The sequence below is a fragment of the Streptomyces sp. NPDC002566 genome (assembly GCF_042889585.1).
Lineage (GTDB): Bacteria > Actinomycetota > Actinomycetes > Streptomycetales > Streptomycetaceae > Streptomyces.
The window spans coordinates 693,039-708,960 of the sequence record NZ_JBIARD010000002.1; the positions used below are offsets into that span (position 1 = coordinate 693,039).

13 protein-coding genes are annotated in these 15,922 nt (G+C 73.1%); 6 read left to right on the plus strand and 7 right to left on the minus strand.

The genetic code is table 11. The features are described 5' to 3' along the window. Positions 1-227 precede the first annotated feature (227 nt). The gene (locus ACFYXA_RS10180) at positions 228-1,619 is read left to right on the plus strand and encodes an MFS transporter (protein ID WP_389030471.1); all 1,392 of its coding nucleotides are present in this window, start codon (positions 228-230) and stop codon (positions 1,617-1,619) included. A 67-nt stretch (positions 1,620-1,686) separates the two neighbouring features. Here ACFYXA_RS10180 and ACFYXA_RS10185 read toward each other — a convergent pair whose 3' ends face one another. The 6 genes from ACFYXA_RS10185 to ACFYXA_RS10210 all read right to left on the minus strand — a co-directional run bounded on the left by ACFYXA_RS10185 (position 1,687) and on the right by ACFYXA_RS10210 (position 8,288). Then, positions 1,687-3,699: a helix-turn-helix domain-containing protein gene (locus tag ACFYXA_RS10185; protein WP_389030474.1), complete on the minus strand. Its 2,013-nt coding sequence runs from the start codon at positions 3,697-3,699 to the stop codon at positions 1,687-1,689. Positions 3,700-3,776: 77 nt separating this feature from the next. After that, entirely contained in the window at positions 3,777-4,577 is an 801-nt protein-coding gene (locus ACFYXA_RS10190; protein WP_389030477.1) for a 3-hydroxybutyrate dehydrogenase, read from the minus strand. A 54-nt stretch (positions 4,578-4,631) separates the two neighbouring features. Continuing rightward, complete coding sequence (locus tag ACFYXA_RS10195; protein ID WP_351089023.1) at positions 4,632-5,111, minus strand: NUDIX domain-containing protein; 480 nt, start codon at positions 5,109-5,111, stop codon at positions 4,632-4,634. Between the two features lie 67 nt (positions 5,112-5,178). Then, positions 5,179-6,786 (minus strand): apolipoprotein N-acyltransferase, encoded by a 1,608-nt coding sequence (gene lnt / locus ACFYXA_RS10200; RefSeq protein ID WP_389030481.1) that lies wholly within the window; start codon positions 6,784-6,786, stop codon positions 5,179-5,181. 70 nt (positions 6,787-6,856) lie between these two features. Then, positions 6,857-7,405 (minus strand): hypothetical protein, encoded by a 549-nt coding sequence (locus tag ACFYXA_RS10205; protein ID WP_389030484.1) that lies wholly within the window; start codon positions 7,403-7,405, stop codon positions 6,857-6,859. A 97-nt stretch (positions 7,406-7,502) separates the two neighbouring features. Then, complete coding sequence (locus ACFYXA_RS10210; RefSeq protein WP_389030487.1) at positions 7,503-8,288, minus strand: glutamate racemase; 786 nt, start codon at positions 8,286-8,288, stop codon at positions 7,503-7,505. Positions 8,289-8,304: 16 nt separating this feature from the next. Between ACFYXA_RS10210 and ACFYXA_RS10215 the strand changes: the two genes are divergently transcribed. Continuing rightward, a complete protein-coding gene (locus ACFYXA_RS10215; protein WP_389030490.1) occupies positions 8,305-9,522 on the plus strand; it encodes a glycosyltransferase in 1,218 nt (405 codons plus the stop codon). A gap of 19 nt (positions 9,523-9,541) precedes the next feature. Here the strand turns inward: ACFYXA_RS10215 and ACFYXA_RS10220 are convergent, their stop codons facing one another. Beyond that, positions 9,542-10,873: a TerD family protein gene (locus ACFYXA_RS10220; protein ID WP_352247435.1), complete on the minus strand. Its 1,332-nt coding sequence runs from the start codon at positions 10,871-10,873 to the stop codon at positions 9,542-9,544. Positions 10,874-11,179: 306 nt separating this feature from the next. On the opposite strand from ACFYXA_RS10220, the gene ACFYXA_RS10225 reads away from it, so the two are divergent. The 4 genes from ACFYXA_RS10225 to ACFYXA_RS10240 all read left to right on the plus strand — a co-directional run bounded on the left by ACFYXA_RS10225 (position 11,180) and on the right by ACFYXA_RS10240 (position 15,919). Next, positions 11,180-11,617: a DUF6643 family protein gene (locus tag ACFYXA_RS10225; protein WP_352247331.1), complete on the plus strand. Its 438-nt coding sequence runs from the start codon at positions 11,180-11,182 to the stop codon at positions 11,615-11,617. Between the two features lie 95 nt (positions 11,618-11,712). Next, complete coding sequence (locus ACFYXA_RS10230) at positions 11,713-12,537, plus strand: MOSC domain-containing protein (RefSeq protein ID WP_389030493.1); 825 nt, start codon at positions 11,713-11,715, stop codon at positions 12,535-12,537. 178 nt (positions 12,538-12,715) lie between these two features. Further along, a complete protein-coding gene (locus ACFYXA_RS10235) occupies positions 12,716-13,321 on the plus strand; it encodes a hypothetical protein (protein WP_389030496.1) in 606 nt (201 codons plus the stop codon). Positions 13,322-13,477: 156 nt separating this feature from the next. Further along, a complete protein-coding gene (locus ACFYXA_RS10240) occupies positions 13,478-15,919 on the plus strand; it encodes a right-handed parallel beta-helix repeat-containing protein (protein ID WP_389031676.1) in 2,442 nt (813 codons plus the stop codon). The last annotated feature ends 3 nt before the right edge of the window (positions 15,920-15,922 follow it).

The following is a 15,922-nucleotide window of genomic DNA, read 5'->3' on the forward strand; positions in this document are numbered from 1 at the left end:
GGGAGTCAGCATCGCGCCGTCAAATCACCCCTAACTGTGCGTCCCGGACGGCACTCGTCTTGACCACCTTCGGAGCCCCGGACCCGCCCTTCCGTGAGCCGGCATGGTGGCCGCGCGCATAGCCGACCCTCGAAGTATGGTGTCCCACCACATGTGCGCTTGACCTGCGTGTTTCTACCGTGTGCCGACACGTACCCGTCCCCACCGCACACGAGGAAGTGGCGCACATGGCCTCCGGAACCACCGCTCCCCCACCCCCCGCCAACCTCAAGCGCATCGTCACCGCCAGCCTCATCGGCACCACCATCGAGTGGTACGACTTCTTCCTGTACGGTTCCGCCGCCGCGCTCGTTTTCAACAAGCTGTTCTTTCCGGACTCCGATCCGCTCGTCGGCACGCTGCTCTCCTTCCTCACCTACGCCGTCGGGTTCGCGGCGCGGCCGCTCGGGGCGTTGGTGTTCGGGCACTTCGGAGACCGGCTCGGGCGCAAGAAGCTGCTGGTGCTGAGTCTGCTGCTGATGGGCGGGGCGACCTTCGCGATCGGCCTGCTGCCCACCCACGCGAGCGTCGGGACCGCCGCGCCGGTGCTGCTGACCCTGCTGCGGCTGGTGCAGGGCTTCGCGCTCGGCGGTGAGTGGGGCGGGGCCGTGCTGCTGGTGTCGGAGCACGGCGACGCGCGGCGGCGCGGGTTCTGGGCCTCCTGGCCGCAGACCGGTGCGCCGGCCGGGCAGCTGCTCGCGACCGGCGTGCTGTCCCTGCTCACCGCCGTGCTGTCGGACGCCGCCTTCGTCAGCTGGGGCTGGCGGATCCCGTTCCTGCTCTCCGGTGTGCTGGTGATCGTAGGACTGTGGATTCGTCTGTCCGTCGACGAATCCCCCGTCTTCCGGCAGGCGTTGGCACAGGCCGAGGCCCGCAAGGCCACGCAGGCGGCGGCCGACGCCGAGAAGCTGCCGCTCGTGTCGGTGCTGCGTCATCACTGGCGTGACGTGCTGGTGGCGATGGGCGCGCGCATGGCGGAGAACATCTCCTACTACGTCATCACCGCGTTCATCCTCGTGTACGCGACGACCTCGGCCGGCGTCTCCAAGCAGACCGCCCTGAACGCCGTCCTCATCGCCTCCGCCGTGCACTTCGCGGTGATCCCGGCCTGGGGCGCGCTGTCGGACCGGATCGGGCGGCGTCCCGTGTACCTGGTCGGCGCGGTGGGCGTCGGACTGTGGATGTTCCCCTTCTTCACGCTCGTCGACACGGGCCGCTTCGGCAGCCTCGTCCTCGCCGTGACCGTCGGTCTGGTGCTGCACGGGGCCATGTACGCGCCCCAGGCCGCCTTCTTCTCGGAGATGTTCGCGACCCGGATGCGCTACTCCGGGGCTTCCATCGGCGCCCAGTTCGCCTCCGTGGCCGCCGGCGCGCCGGCGCCTCTGATCGCCACCGCGCTGCTGGCCGACTACGACAGCTCCACACCGATCGCCCTGTATGTGATCGCGGCTGTTCTGCTGACGGTGGTCGCCGTGGCCTCGGCCAAGGAGACCCGACTCCGCGACCTGGCCGACGTCGGCCCCTCCGCCGGGGCGGAGGAGAGCGAGGAGGCTCCCGCAGCGAAGGTCCGCGCCGTTTGAGCGTGGAGCCGGTGACTCGGCTTCCCTCGCCCTGTCGACCTCCGTGCGCCGCCCGCGCGCACGGGGGTCAGCGGCGTGCGGGATTGGCCAACGCGTGGAGTCTGAGGGCCAGTTGTATCTCCAGGGTACGGGCCGGGCTCTGCCAGTCGTCTCCCAGGAGCCGTCCCACGCGTTCCAGGCGCTGGGCCACCGTGTTGACGTGGACGTGGAGCCGGTCCTTGGTGCGGGCCGGGCTCATGCCGCAGGCGAAGTAGGCGTCGAGGGTGCGGACGAGGTCGGTGCCGCGCCGTTCGTCGTAGTCGACGACCTTGCCGATGGTGCGGTCGACGAAGCCCGTCACATCCCGGTCGCCGGCGAGCAGCAGCCCCAGGAAGCCGAAGTCCTCGGCGGCCGCCCCGTCTCCCGAGCGGCCCAGCAGGCGCAATGCCTGAAGGCAGCGGCGGCTCTCCTCGTACCCGGCGCCGATGGCGTCCGGATGGGCGGTGAGGTCGCGCACGGGTGCGGAGGCGCCGACGGTGACCGCTTCGTGGACGGCGGTGCCGAGGTGACGCGCGGTGCGGCGGGCCAGCTCGGTCGCGGTGTCGCCCGGTTCCAGGGGCAGCAGCAGGACGGTGCCTCCGTCGCGGGCGGCGGCCAGGCCCTGTCGGGTGGCGGCGAGGTGGGAGGCGGCGGACCACAGGCGGCGGCGGGCGGCCGCCTCCTGGTCGGCGTCGGGCACGGCGGTGTCCAGGCGCGCCGCGAGGACGACATGGGTGGCGTCGAGGTCGGCGCGCAGCCGGGCGGCGCGGTCGCGCAGCAGGCGGGGATCGCGGTCGCGGGCGTCGAGCAGGTCGTCCAGCAGTTCGCCCCGGACGCGTTGTTCCGCCTCGGCGGCGGAGCGCCGGGCGAGCAGCAGCAGTGACGTGACCATCGCGGCGCGTTCCAGGGTGCGCTGGTCGACGGGGTCGAGTTCGGGGTGGCCGCGCAGGACGAGCGCACCGAGCAGTTCGCCGCCCGCGGCGACGGCCGCGATCCAGTCGTCCTCGTGCCGTACGGCGTGGCCTTCGGTGCGGGACGCCTCCACAGCCGCGGCCGGCGCGGTTTCGGTGAACTCGACTTCCCCGTCCAGGACTTGGGAGACGGCGGCAGCCACGTCATGGACGCCGCCACCGCGCAGCACGAGTTCGGCGAGCCGGTCGTGGACATCGGAGGCCCGCTCGATGACCGCGCTGCGATCCTGGATGATCTCGTTGGCCCGCTCCAGCCGGGCCAGGGCGGAGCGGGTCTCCATGAGCAGGTTGGCGGTGTCCAGTGCGGCGGCGGCGAGCGCGGCGAAGGAGCCGAGCAGGGCGATCTGCTCCCGTTCGAAGACCCGCGCGCGCCGGTCGGCGGCGAACAGCACCCCGATGACGTTCGCGCCGAGGGTCAACGGCACGCCGAGGATGGCGACCAGTCCCTCGTCGTGCACGCCGGCGTCGATGGTCGTCGTGTGCCGGAAGCGGTCGTCCCGGAAGTAGTCGTCGGTGACGTAGGGGCGGGCCGTCTGGGCCACGAGGCCGCCGAGCCCCTCGCCCATGCCGAGGCGCAGTTGCTGGAACCGGGCGGCCACCGAGCCCTCGGTGACCCTCATGTAGGTGTCGCCGCGCGCGGGATCGTTGAGGCTGAGGTAGGCGACGTCCGTGCCCAGCAGCGAGCGGGCCCGCTGCACGATCGCCTGGAGGACGGCGTCGACGTCGCGCAGGCCGGCCAGGTCGTGGGCGGTCTCGAACAGCGCCGACAGTTCCGCCTCCCGCCGGCGGCGGCCCTCCAACTCGGCACGCACCCGCAGCGCGAGCCGCTTGGCGTGTTCGAGGGCCGCGACCCGGTCGGCGTGGTGCCCCTCGGCGCGCGCCAGGAGCACCGGCCGCTCGTAGGCCTCGGCGGCCGCGCCCCGGGCGAGCAGTTCGAGGAACGGCGCCTCGACGCACTCGGGGGCGCCGGCGGCGCCGGAGATGCCGGGCGCGGCAGCTTCCGGCTCGGCGCCGGTCGCCGACTCGGCGTCGACGGCCGGCTCGGCGTCGGTGACGGAGCGCTGGATCGGCTCCACGTGATCGCGGGACATGTGCACAGGATTGCTCATGAACGGGCGGGCTCGTCAGGCCTGTGGATAACTTCGGGATCCGCTCGCGGCCGGCTCGCTCAGTGCGCGGTCCAGCCGCCGTCGAGGACGACGGACGCGCCGGTCATGAAGGACGCCTGGGGTCCGCACAGGTAGGCGACGGCCTCGGCGACCTCCTCCGGCTCGATGAGCCGCTTGACGGCGCTGTCCCGCAGCAGCACCTCCGTGAGCACGCGCTCCTCGGGCAGTCCGTGGGTGCGTGCCTGGTCGGCGAGCTGCTTCTCCACCAGCGGGGTGCGCACGTAGGCCGGGTTCACGCAGTTGGAGGTGACCCCGTGGGGCGCGCCTTCGAGGGCGGCCGTCTTGGACAGGCCCTCCAGTCCGTGCTTGGCCGCGACATAGGCGGACTTGTAGGCGGAGGCGCGCAGCCCGTGGACCGAGGAGACGTTGACGATGCGCCCCCAGCCCTGCCCGTACATGTGGGGCAGCGCGCCGCGGATGAGGCGGAACGGCGCCTCCAGCATCACGGTGAGCATCGTGTGGAAGACGTCGGGCGGAAACTCCTCCAGCGGCCGCACCAGCTGAAGCCCGGCGTTGTTGACCAGGACGTCGGTTCCGGCGGCGGCCCGTTCGGCCGCGTCGAGGTCGGTGAGGTCCAGGACGTGGGGTTCGACCGCGCCGGGCAGGCCGTCGGCGCTGCCTACGAGGTCCTTCAGGCCGGCGGCGTCCAGGTCGACCGCCCGCACCTCGGCCCCGGCGGCCGCGAGGCGGAGCGCGCAGGCACGGCCGATGCCGCCGGCGGCGCCGGTGACGAGGGCGGTGCGACCGCCGAGGTCGAGCGGGGTGGCGTGGGGGGCCGGAGGGGCGCTGCGAGCGGTCATGCCCTGACCCTAGGCAGCGCCTATCCCCCGCCCCATATGGTCAGAAGCCATACTTCACTGGGAACCCATGGTGTCGAACCATGTAGGTGCGTCGGTCAGCGCCTGCTTGATCCGCAGCAGGGCGAATTGGTTCAGCTCCGGCAGGGCGTCCACCGCGAACCACCCCACCTCCAGCGACTCGTCGTCGTTGACGCGGGCCTCGCCGCCCACCGCACGGCAGCGGAACGTGATGTCCATGTACTGGCAGACGTCGCCGTTGGCGTACGTGACCGGCTCCAGTGCCTGGACGAGGACGACCCGCTCGACGACGCAGTCCACCGCGGTCTCCTCCCGGACCTCCCGCACGGCGCAGACCGCGGGCTGCTCCCCCGGGTCGGGGATGCCGCCGATCACCGCCCACTTGAGGGTGTCGGAGCGGCGGCCGAGCAGCACGCGTCCCTCGTCGTCGAAGACGACCGCCGTGACGCCGGGGAGCCACAGCAGTTGGTTCCCGGCGGACGCCCGGAGCGTACGGATGAAGTCAGGAGTAGCCATGGCCCGACCCTAACGGGCGGCCGTGACGCCGCCCGGCCGCTCAGGGGAGCGGGCGACCGGCGTACGGCTACACGCCACCGGCGCGCCGCCCGCGCACCGCGGCGCCGATCGCCCAGGCCAGGCCGCCCGCCGCGACGAGCACCAGGGCGATCTCCGGGAGGATGCCCAGCCGCGTCGCCGGCGTCTCGGAGGTGCGCAGCGGCACCTTCTGCACCAGGGAGTCGGCCACGAACATGCCGGTCTTCTGGGTGATCGTCCCGTCCGGCATGATGATCGCGCTGACGCCGCTGGTCACCGGCACGGTGACGGTCCTGCTGTGCTCGACGGCGCGCACCCGGGACATGGCGAGCTGCTGGTAGGTCATCTCGCTGCGGTCGAACGTGGCGTTGTTGCTGGGGACCGAGATCAGCTGGGCGCCGTCGGCGACCTCGGAGCGCACGGCCCAGTCGAAGGCGGCCTCGTAGCAGGTGACCAGGCCCACCTTGGCCTCGCCCATGTCGAACACGCCCGGCCGGGTGCCCCGGCTGAAGTCCCGGCGGACCATCGACGTCCATTCGCCGTTGATCGCCCCGATCAGCGAGCGCAGCGGCAGGTACTCGCCGAACGGCTGGATCTGCCGCTTGTCGTACGTCTGCGTGGGGCCCTTCACCGGGTCCCAGAGGATCTGCTCGTTGTAGATCTTGCCGTCGCGTTCGACGACTCCGCCGACCGAGATGGGCGCGTCGATCGCCGTCGCCGCCCGCGCGATGACGGCGGCGGCGTCCGGGTTGGCGAAGGGGTCGATGTCGGAGGAGTTCTCCGGCCACAGTACGAAGTCCGGCCGGGGCGCCTTGCCGGCCTTGACCTCTGCGGCCAGCCGCTCCGTCTCGCGCGCGTGGTAGTCGAGCACGGCCCGCCGCTGGGCGTTGAACTCCAGACCGAGGCGGGGGACGTTGCCCTGGATGACGGCGACCGTGGCGGTACCGTCCTGAGCGGTGTCGCTGACCAGCGGGCGGGCTGCCACGGCGGCCACCACCGGCACGGCCAGGCTGAGCAGGGCCACGGCGGCCGCGGCCCTGCGCACCTCGCGCGTGCGGCGCCATTCGAGACTCACGCGGATCGCTTCGTACAGCCCGAAGCCGCACAGGACGACGGCGAAGCCGAGCACCGGGGTGCCGCCGACCGCCGCCAGCGGGAGGAAGACGCCGTCCGCCTGCCCGAACGCGATCTTGCCCCAGGGGAAGCCGCGGAAGGGCACACGCGCGCGTGCCGCCTCGCCGGCGATCCACACCGCCGCCGCCCACACCGGCCAGGCCGGAAGCTTGGACACGGCGGCGATGCCGACGCCGGCCAGCGCGACGAAGACCGCCTCGATGATCACCAGGGCGAGCCAGGGCCCGGGGCCGACCTCGACGCCCGTCCACACCAGCAGCGGCAGCAGGAAGCCGAGGCCGAAGAGGTAGCCGAGGCCGAGGGCCGCCTTCCAGCGGCGCCCGCGCACCGCCCAGCCGAACCCGGCGAAGGCCGGCAGGGCCAGCCACCACAGGGTGCGGGGCGGGAAGCTGACGTAGAGCAGGACGCCGGAGAGCGCCGCTACGACGGCGGGGACGAGGCGCAGGAGCCGAGCACGGAGCGGCGGCGCGGTCGCGGGCTCCACCTGGTCCGGTCGGCCCACGGAAGTTGCGGTGACGGTCACTCCGGGAGTGTACGGCGAGTGAGCTTTTGGCCGACAGCACGGTCCACGGCAGGGCAGCGCACCCCTGACGTCAGTGCGCCGCCCCCGGCGTGCTGCCCTGCCGCAGCCGGGCCCTGATCGCCTGGACGGCGGATTCGGCGTCGTCCACGGTGATCGTGAAGGTGTGCCCGTCCCACAGTCGCAGCACCACGCCCTCCCCGCGGCGCACGACGACGGCGGTGCCCTTCTCCGGACGCCAGCGGTAGCCCCAGCCGCCCCAGTGGCGCGGGGTGACGTGCGGCTCGAAGTCCGCTCCGGCGACGTGGGACAGCGGGATACGCCGACGCGGCAGCCCGATGTGACCGCAGCGCACTTCCAAGGACTCCTTGTCGAGCTTCAGATCGACATGGACGAAGGCCAGGGTCCCGAAGAGGACCAGGAGCCCGGCGGCGATGCAGCCGACGACGGACATGACGAGCGGCGCGGCCCCTGAGGTCCACGCAGAGTCGATCGCCAGTTCGATGCCGAGCGCCATACAGGCGGCCCCGGTGAGCGCGAGCAGCCACTGGAAACGGTTGGTGGCCCGCCCGTGCCAGACAGGGGCATGCGGGGCCTTCTCGTCCTGGGGGTGGTCCCTCATAGGGACGAGGTTACTCAGGTTTCGCTCCGCCGGTACTCCGTAGCGCAGGGTCACTGCGCCGGCCGGACGACCCCGCGGAGCGCACCGCGAGCCGCCGTCAGCGCGCGGGGCTGACCTCCTGCAGGAGCCGGCCCTCGGCGTACGACAGCGCGGGCGCGGGAAGCGTGCCCTCCTGGCCGCTGAGCAGAACCGTCACCGTGCCGAGGGTCTCGCTCTCGGGGTGCAGGCCGGCGCCCACGCGGCGCAGGGCCTGCGCGGCCACGGCGCCGGCCGAGCCGTGCAGCACGAGCGGCGGGCGGCCGGGACGCTGCACGGCGGCGCGGATGCGTTCGGCGACCAGTTCGTAGTGGGTGCAGCCCAGGACGACGGTCGTGACGTCCTCGGGCGTCAGCGCGGCGGCCGCGGCGACGGCGGCGCCGATCGCCGTCTCGTCCGCCTGCTCGACGGCCTCGGCCAGGCCCCAGCAGGGCACCTCGGCGACGGGCACGCCGTCGGCGAAGTCCCGGATGAGATTGCGCTGATACGGGCTGCCGGTCGTGGCGGGCGTGGCCCAGATGGCGACGGGCCCGCCGCCGGCCGCGGCCGGCTTGATCGCGGGGACCGTGCCGATCACCGGGATCTCCGGTTCGAGACGGGCCCGCAGGGCGGGCAGGGCGTGCACGGTCGCCGTGTTGCAGCCGACGATGAGCGCGTCGGGCCGGCGGGCCGCGGCGGCCTCCGCGACGGCCACCGCGCGCGCGGTGAGGTCCTCGGGCGTGCGCGGCCCCCAGGGCATGCCCTCCGGGTCGAGGGAGAGCACGAGATCGGCGTCGGGTCGCAGGCGCCGTACCGCGGCGGTGGCCGCCAACAGCCCGATTCCGGAGTCCATGAGCGCGATCTTCACCCGGCCACCATAGACGATGTGCTCTTGCGGCCCCCCTGCGGTGGGGCAGACTGCGGCCGTGAGCGCCATCGTGTGGATCGCCGCCGTCTCCCTGCTCGTCTGGCTGTGGCTGCTCTGCTGCCAGGGCTTCTTCTGGCGTACGGACGTCCGGCTGCCCCCGCGCGGGACGCCCGCGGACTGGCCGGACGTGGGCGTCGTCGTCCCCGCCCGCGACGAGGCGGCGGTGCTGCCCGCGAGCCTGCCCTCCCTGTTGGCGCAGGACTATCCCGGCCGTGCGGAGGTCTTCCTCGTCGACGACGGCAGCTCGGACGGCACCGGGGAGCTGGCGCGTGAACTGGCGCGGCGGCACGGCGGGCTGCCGCTGACGGTGTGCTCGCCGGGTGAGCCGCCGGCCGGCTGGACCGGCAAGCTGTGGGCCGTGCGCCACGGCATCGCTCTCGCACGCGCGCGTGGGCCCGAGTACCTCCTGCTGACGGACGCTGACATCGCGCACGCGCCCGACAGTCTGCGCGAGCTGGTGGCGGCGGCACGCGCGGGCGGCTTCGACCTCGTCTCCCAGATGGCGAGGCTGCGGGTGGAGAGCCGTTGGGAGCGGCTGGTCGTGCCGGCGTTCGTCTACTTCTTCGCGCAGCTGTACCCGTTCCGCAGGGTCGGCCGGCGCGGGGCGCGGACGGCGGCCGCGGCGGGCGGCTGCGTCCTGCTGCGCACCGAGGCGGCGCAGCGGGCCCGGGTTCCGGACGCCGTCCGGCACGCGGTCATCGACGACGTGGCGCTCGCGCGCGCCGTGAAGAGGTCGGGCGGGCACATCTGGCTCGGTCTCGCCGACAAGGTGGACAGCGTGCGCCCGTACCCGGGGCTGCGCGAGCTGTGGCGGATGGTGTCGCGCAGCGCCTACGCGCAACTGCGCCACAGTCCGCTGCTGCTGGCGGGCACGGTGCCGGGCCTGGCCCTGGTGTACCTGGCGCCGCCGCTCGCCGTCGCGGCGGGGCTGGTGCTCGGCCTCCCGGCCGCGGCGGTGTGCGGCGCGCTCGCGTGGCTGGTGATGGCGGGGACGTACGCGCCGATGCTGCGCTACTACCGCCTGCCGCTGTGGCCGGCTCCGCTGCTGCCGTTCACCGCCGCGCTGTATCTGCTGATGACGGTGGACTCCGCGGTGCAGCACCACCGCGGGCGCGGTGCGGCCTGGAAGGGCCGCACCTACGCCCGCCCGGACCCGCTGCCCGACGAGGGTTAGGGCCTGTGCGGGTCGGCGTCTACTTGCGGCCGGGGGTCCAGTTCATGCCCCAGCCGTAGGCGTGGTCGACCGTGCGCTGGGGGCTCACCCCGCGCTGCGGCACCAGGTAGCGGGCCTCGCGCTGGACGACGAGGTCGCCGCCGGTGTGGGTGATGAGCGCGAGCGCGCACACGGTGGAGGGGACGGTGCACTCGTCGAGGGAGAAGTCGATCGGGGCGCCGTGCTGCGGGTGGAGGGTGACGGTGGCGTGCAGGTCGGCGAAGGAGCGGGCGCCCTCGTAGATGGTGACGAAGACGAGGATGCGCTTGAAGTCGTCGCGGTGGTCGAGGTTGATGGTGAGGTTCTCGCCGCTCGCCAGCGCACCGGTGCGGTCGTCGCCGTCCAGGTGGATGTACGGCGGCTGGTGCAGGGCGCCGAAGGCGTTGCCGAGGGCCTGGACGACTCCCTTGCGGCCGTCGGCGAGTTCGAACAGGGCGCACAGGTCGAGGTCGAGGTCGTTGTGGAGCGCGACGGCGCGTCCGCGTTTGCTGCCCCACCCGGAGAACTGCTTGCGGACCTCCCAGTTGAGGTTCACGCGCATGGCGCCCGAGGTTGCGCCCTGCTTGGTCAGCGACACCGAGGGCGCGCTCTTGGTGAGCGTCACCTTGGTCAGGCGGACCGGCGGGGCGGCGGGCGGTGCGGGCGGCGGCGCAGGCGCGGTCCGGTGGCCGGGCGGGGGCACGGTCGCGGGGAAGGCGGGCGGCGTCGGCGGGAGCGGCGGTGCGGGGGCGGCCTGGGGCGTCGACGGGGGCGCGGGGTGGGCGGGTTGACGCACCGGGGGCGCCGGCGTGTGCTGCGGTTCGTCGACGGCGATGCCGAAGTCGGTGGCCAGGCCCTCCAGTCCGCTGCCGTAGCCCTGTCCGACGGCGCGGAACTTCCAGGCGCCCTGGCGTCGGTAGAACTCCCCGAGGACGAACGCCGTCTCGACGGTCGCTCCCGTGCTGTCGAAGCGGGCGACGACGGTGTTCCCGGCGTCGCGCACCTCGACGTAGAGGCCGGGCACCTGCCCGAACGCGCCGCCGTCGGCCGAAGCGGCCAGGACGACGGTCTCGATCGCGGGCTCCACGCGCGCGAGGTCGACGAGCAGTGTGTCGGTGACCTGGCCCCCGGCGTCGCGCTTGCCCTCGTGGCGGACCGCTCCCGAGGAGTGCGTCGGCTGGTTGTAGAACACGAAGTCGCTGTCGGAGCGGACCTTTCCGCCGACCAGCAGCAGCGCCGAGGCGTCGGCGTCGGGCACCCCGGGCCCGGACCGCCAGCCGACCTCCACTCTCAGTGCCGCCGTGGGCACGGGAGTGTTGGAACCCTTCGCCATGGACATGTCCGCTCCCCCATCACCTGTGACCGGACCGGCCCGGCACACCGCTCGGGCGCCCGCCGGCTTGCTTGTCGAGTCAACTTATTCGTCCCGTCAGTGAACTCCCCTCCACGGCGCGTGAACAGACCCCGCCCGACCGGGGGTAACCGCCCCGGATCTCGGCCTTTACACGATTCAAGCGGCGTTTGCCGCCCCTTTTCACCGACTTCGCTCGCATTGGGGAGCCAGAGGTACCCCCGACACGGAAAACAACCCTCTTATCGGTCTCCCCAACCAGCACATCGTGGGCTTAACTTATGTGCCATGACCTCCCCCCGCTCCACCTATGGCGGCGGCTACTACTCCGCCTCCTTCCCGGACACCCCGATCTATGACTCGCTCGTGGCCGAGCGGGGCACCCCGCAGATCGCCCCGATCCGGGTCCCCGCCGCGTACGACATGAGCGGCAGCAGCCTGCCCGCACTGCCGTCGGCGCTGCCCGCCCTTCCGTCGGCCCCGTCGCAGCCGTCCTACGGCTACCCGCAGATGCAGCAGCCCGCCCCGCTGCAGCAGGCGCCCGCGGCCTACATCCCACCGCAGGCCTCCGCCCCGCGCGGCTACCCCGGCCCGCAGGCGCAGCAGCAGCCGCGTCCGGCCGGCCCCGTCGCGGGTTACGAGGCGATGCGCCCCGCGGCTCCCCGGCCCGCGGCGCAGCAGTACCAGGATCCGTACAACAACCAGCAGCAGTACCGCGGCTACTGAGCCGACCCGCGTTCCCCCGGACTCACCCTCCCCGGCATATGCGTCATGCGCCTCTCACCTCACCCGGCGCCGGCATCACCTGGCAGGATGAGCGCATGGGGAACGCGGAACTGCTGTCGATTCACATCCATCCGGTCAAGGCGTTCCGGAGCGTGTCGCTCCGGGAGGCCGTCGTGGAGCCCTGGGGGCTGGCCGGAGACCGACGCTGGGCGCTGATCGACGACGGGGGAAAGGTCGTCACGCAACGCCAGCAGCCGCGCCTCGCACAGGCCGCCGCCGAGCTGTTGCCCGGCGGCGGCCTCCGGCTGTCCGCGCCCGGCCTCGAGCCGCTGACCGTCGAGGTGCCCGAGCCTCTGGCGACGGTCTCCATGGAGATCTTCAGCGACAAGGTGGAGGCCGTCGTCGCCGACGAGGCCGCTCACGCGTGGTGCAGCGCGTACCTGGGCGCCGACGTGCGCCTGGTGCACATGGACGACCCCGCGACACGCCGCCCGGTGGATCCGGAGCACGCGCTGCCCGGCGAGACCGTCTCCTTCGCCGACGGCTATCCGCTGCTGGTCACCGCCGGCGCGTCCCTCGACGCCCTCAACGCCCTGATCGCCGCGGGTACGCACGCGGCTGAGGGGCCGTTGCCGATGGACCGCTTCCGGCCCAACCTGGTCGTGGCGGGCACCGAGCCATGGGCCGAGGACGGCTGGTCGCGGGTCTCCGTCGGCGAGGTCGACTTCCGGGTGGCCAAAATGTGCGGCCGGTGCGTGGTGACCACGACCGACCAGAGCACTTCCGACCGGGGCAAGGAGCCCCTGCACAGCCTGGGCCGGCACCGCCGCATCGACGGCAAGCTGATGTTCGGTCAGAACCTGGTGCCGGTGTCGGGCGGCACGATCCGGGTCGGCGACCCCGTCCGCGTCACCGGCTAGCGGCGGCCGAAGACCGCCCTTCCGGGGGGAACCTCCGCGCACCCTCGGTCCGTTGTGTCTTTCGTGAGCAGTTCACGAGAGGTCCCGGTTCCGGGTGATTTCGCTCTCTCTTGGCCCCGAAGGGCGCGTGAACGGCTCCACGGGGAGTTATCACGGAGCGGGAAGGGGGTGGGGCACCGTGCGAGCGATCGGTGGAATCTGGCGCTGGCGGCGCAATCCGCTGCGGCGCACGACGGACCTGGTCGAGGCCTGGGTCGCCCTGTCGGCGCTGCTCCTGGTGCTCCTCGTCGCTCCCTTAGTGGGCGCGGTCGCCGGCGCGGTTGCCCAGAGCGCGTTGCAGCAGGCGGTGCGCGACCAGCGCGACTCACGCCACGAGGTGACGGCCGTCGTGGTGCGCACGCTGGGCGGTTCGCCGTTCGAGGCCGACCCGGACACCGGCACCGGACGCGACACGCGCACCCGTGTGTTCGCCGACTGGAAAGCCCCGGACGGCACCGCCGCGCACGGCGCCGTCATGTCCGGTCTGCAGACCCCCCATCGGGGCGACCGGTTCTCCGTATGGACCGACGTGCACGGCCGGCTGGTGGCCCGTCCGATGGACACCGCCACGGCGACGACACACGCGGTGCTCGCGGGAATCGGCGCGGCCTTCGCCGCCGCCGCCTTCGTCGAGGGCGGACGGAGAATGATCCTCTGGCGCATGGTCCGCCGCAGGTACGCGCGTTGGGACCAGGCATGGGAGCGCGTGGGCCCGGACTGGGGCCGGACCGGTACCGGCAGCTGACGGCCTTCCCTCACTTGTCAACCGAGCGCCTCCGCGCACGCTACGGTGGACCGGCCGAGCCACTCGGCATCAACCCGCGCGCGAGGGAGCCGGAGGGGCATGCCGCCCGCCGGCGAACGAGCCATGACTACCACGAGGTGGGGGCACAGCAACGCCATGGCACAGGGCACGGTCCAGGTGACGCACACCGGCACATCGAGGTGGCGGCGCCGCACGGGTGAGTACGCATCGCTCGCCGCCGCCCTGGAGGCCGCGGCCGAGGGCGACGTGCTCACCGTCGCTCCCGGCACCTACCGGGAGAACCTCGTCGTCCAGCGGGCGGTGACACTGCGCGGCCCCGAGGGCGCCTCCGGTTCCGTGCGGATCGCGCCCCTGGACGGGGTGCCGCTGACGGTGCGCGCCTCGGCGGTGGTGCAGGACCTGCACGTGGAGGGCCAGGACGCGGCCGCGCCCGCCGTGCTCGTCGAGGAGGGCACGCCCGAACTGCTGGACCTGCGGATCGTGACGCGGTCCGCGGCCGGCGTCGAGGTGCGCGGCGGTGCCCGCCCCACGGTCCGGCGGTGCACCGTCGACAACCCGGCGGGCATCGGCATCGCCGTGGTCGACGGCGGCGGCGGAGTGTTCGAGGAGTGCGAGGTGGTCTCGGCCGGGCAGGCGGGCGTCGCGGTGCGCGGCGGCGGCCACCCCCGGCTGGAGCGCTGCCGGGTGCACCGCACCTCCGGCGCCGGGCTCAGCGTGACCGGCGAGAACTCCGCGCTGGAAGCGGTCGGCTGCGAGGTGTACGAGGTCCGGGGCAGCGGCGTGCACATCACCGCGCGCGCCACCGCGCACCTGACCGACTGCGACGTCCACCGCACGACCGCCGACGGCGTCACGCTCGACACGGACGCCGTGGTGACCCTGGCGGACTGCCGGATCCACGAGATCCCGGAGAACGCGATCGACCTGCGTTCGCGGTCCGTGCTGACGCTGACGCGCACGACGGTGCGTCAGTTCGGGCGCAACGGGCTCTCGGTGTGGGACCCGGGCACGCGGGTGGACGCCAACCAGTGCGAGATCTTCGACAGCACCGGCGACTATCCGGCCGTCTGGGTCAGCGACGGCGCCACGGTGGTCCTGGACTCCTGCCGGGTCCACGACGTGCCGGACGCGCTGTTCGTCCTCGACCGCGGCTCGCGCGCGGACGTCGTCGACACCGACCTGACGCAGGTGCGCAACACGGCGGTGTCGGTGAGCGACGGCGCCACCGCCCAGCTCGACGACTGCCGGATCCGGGACGCGGCGACCGGCGCCTGGTTCCGCGACCACGGCAGCGGCGGCACCCTGAACGGCTGCACGGTCGAGGGCACCCAGACGGGAGTGATCGTCACCAAGGGCGCCGACCCCGTCGTCGAGCGCTGTGTGGTGGGCTCACCCTCGGAGGCCGGGTTCTATGTGTCCGCCGGGGGGCGTGGCAGCTTCCTGAACTGCCGCGTCACCGACAGCGGGGGCTACGGCTTCCATGTGATAGACGGTTGCCGCACCACCCTGCGCAAGTGCCGCACCGAGCGCTGCGCGCGCGGCGGTTTCGAGTTCGCGGACAGCGGCGCGGACGCCGCGTCCGGCGCGGGCCCCGTGGTGGAGGACTGCACGAGCGACGAGAGCGCGGCCCTGCGCCCGCCGTCGGCGACGCGGGAGACGGCCGTCCAGACCGCGGACCGCTCGTCGGGTCTCCTCGGTGCGATGCCCGAGCAACGTGCCGCCGAGCCGCACCCCGCTGCAGGCGCCGTCGAGACGGAGAACACCGTGCGGGACTCGAAGGACGTGCTCGGCGAACTGGACGCGCTGGTGGGCCTGGAGAGCGTCAAGCGCGAGGTGCGGGCGCTGATCGACATGATCGAGGTCGGCCGGCGCCGGCAGCGGGCGGGGCTGAAGGCGGCCTCCGTCAAGCGGCACCTGGTGTTCACCGGCTCCCCCGGCACCGGGAAGACCACGGTCGCCCGCCTGTACGGCGAGATCCTCGCCTCGCTGGACGTGCTGGAGAAGGGCCATCTCGTCGAGGTGTCCCGCGTCGACCTGGTCGGTGAGCACATCGGCTCCACCGCGATCCGCACCCAGGAGGCGTTCGAACGGGCCCGCGGCGGCGTGCTGTTCATCGACGAGGCGTACGCGCTCTCCCCCGAGGACGCCGGGCGGGACTTCGGCAAGGAGGCCATCGACACGCTGGTGAAGCTGATGGAGGACCACCGGGACGCCGTGGTGGTGATCGTCGCGGGGTACACGGCCGAGATGGAGCGGTTCCTGTCGGTCAACCCCGGTGTCGCGTCCCGTTTCTCGCGGACCATCACCTTCGGCGACTACGGTCCCGGGGAGCTGCTGCGGATCGTGGAGCAGCAGGCCGAGGAGCACGAGTACCGGCTCGCGCCGGGTGCCGCCGAGGCGCTGCTGACGTACTTCACGGCGATCCCGAAAGGTCCCGCCTTCGGCAACGGACGCACGGCCCGCCAGACGTTCGAAGCACTGGTGGAGCGGCACGCGAGCCGGGTCGCCCAGGTGCCGGACCCGAGCACGGACGATCTGACGCTGCTGTACGCGGAGGACCTCCCGCCGTCGCGGTAGGAG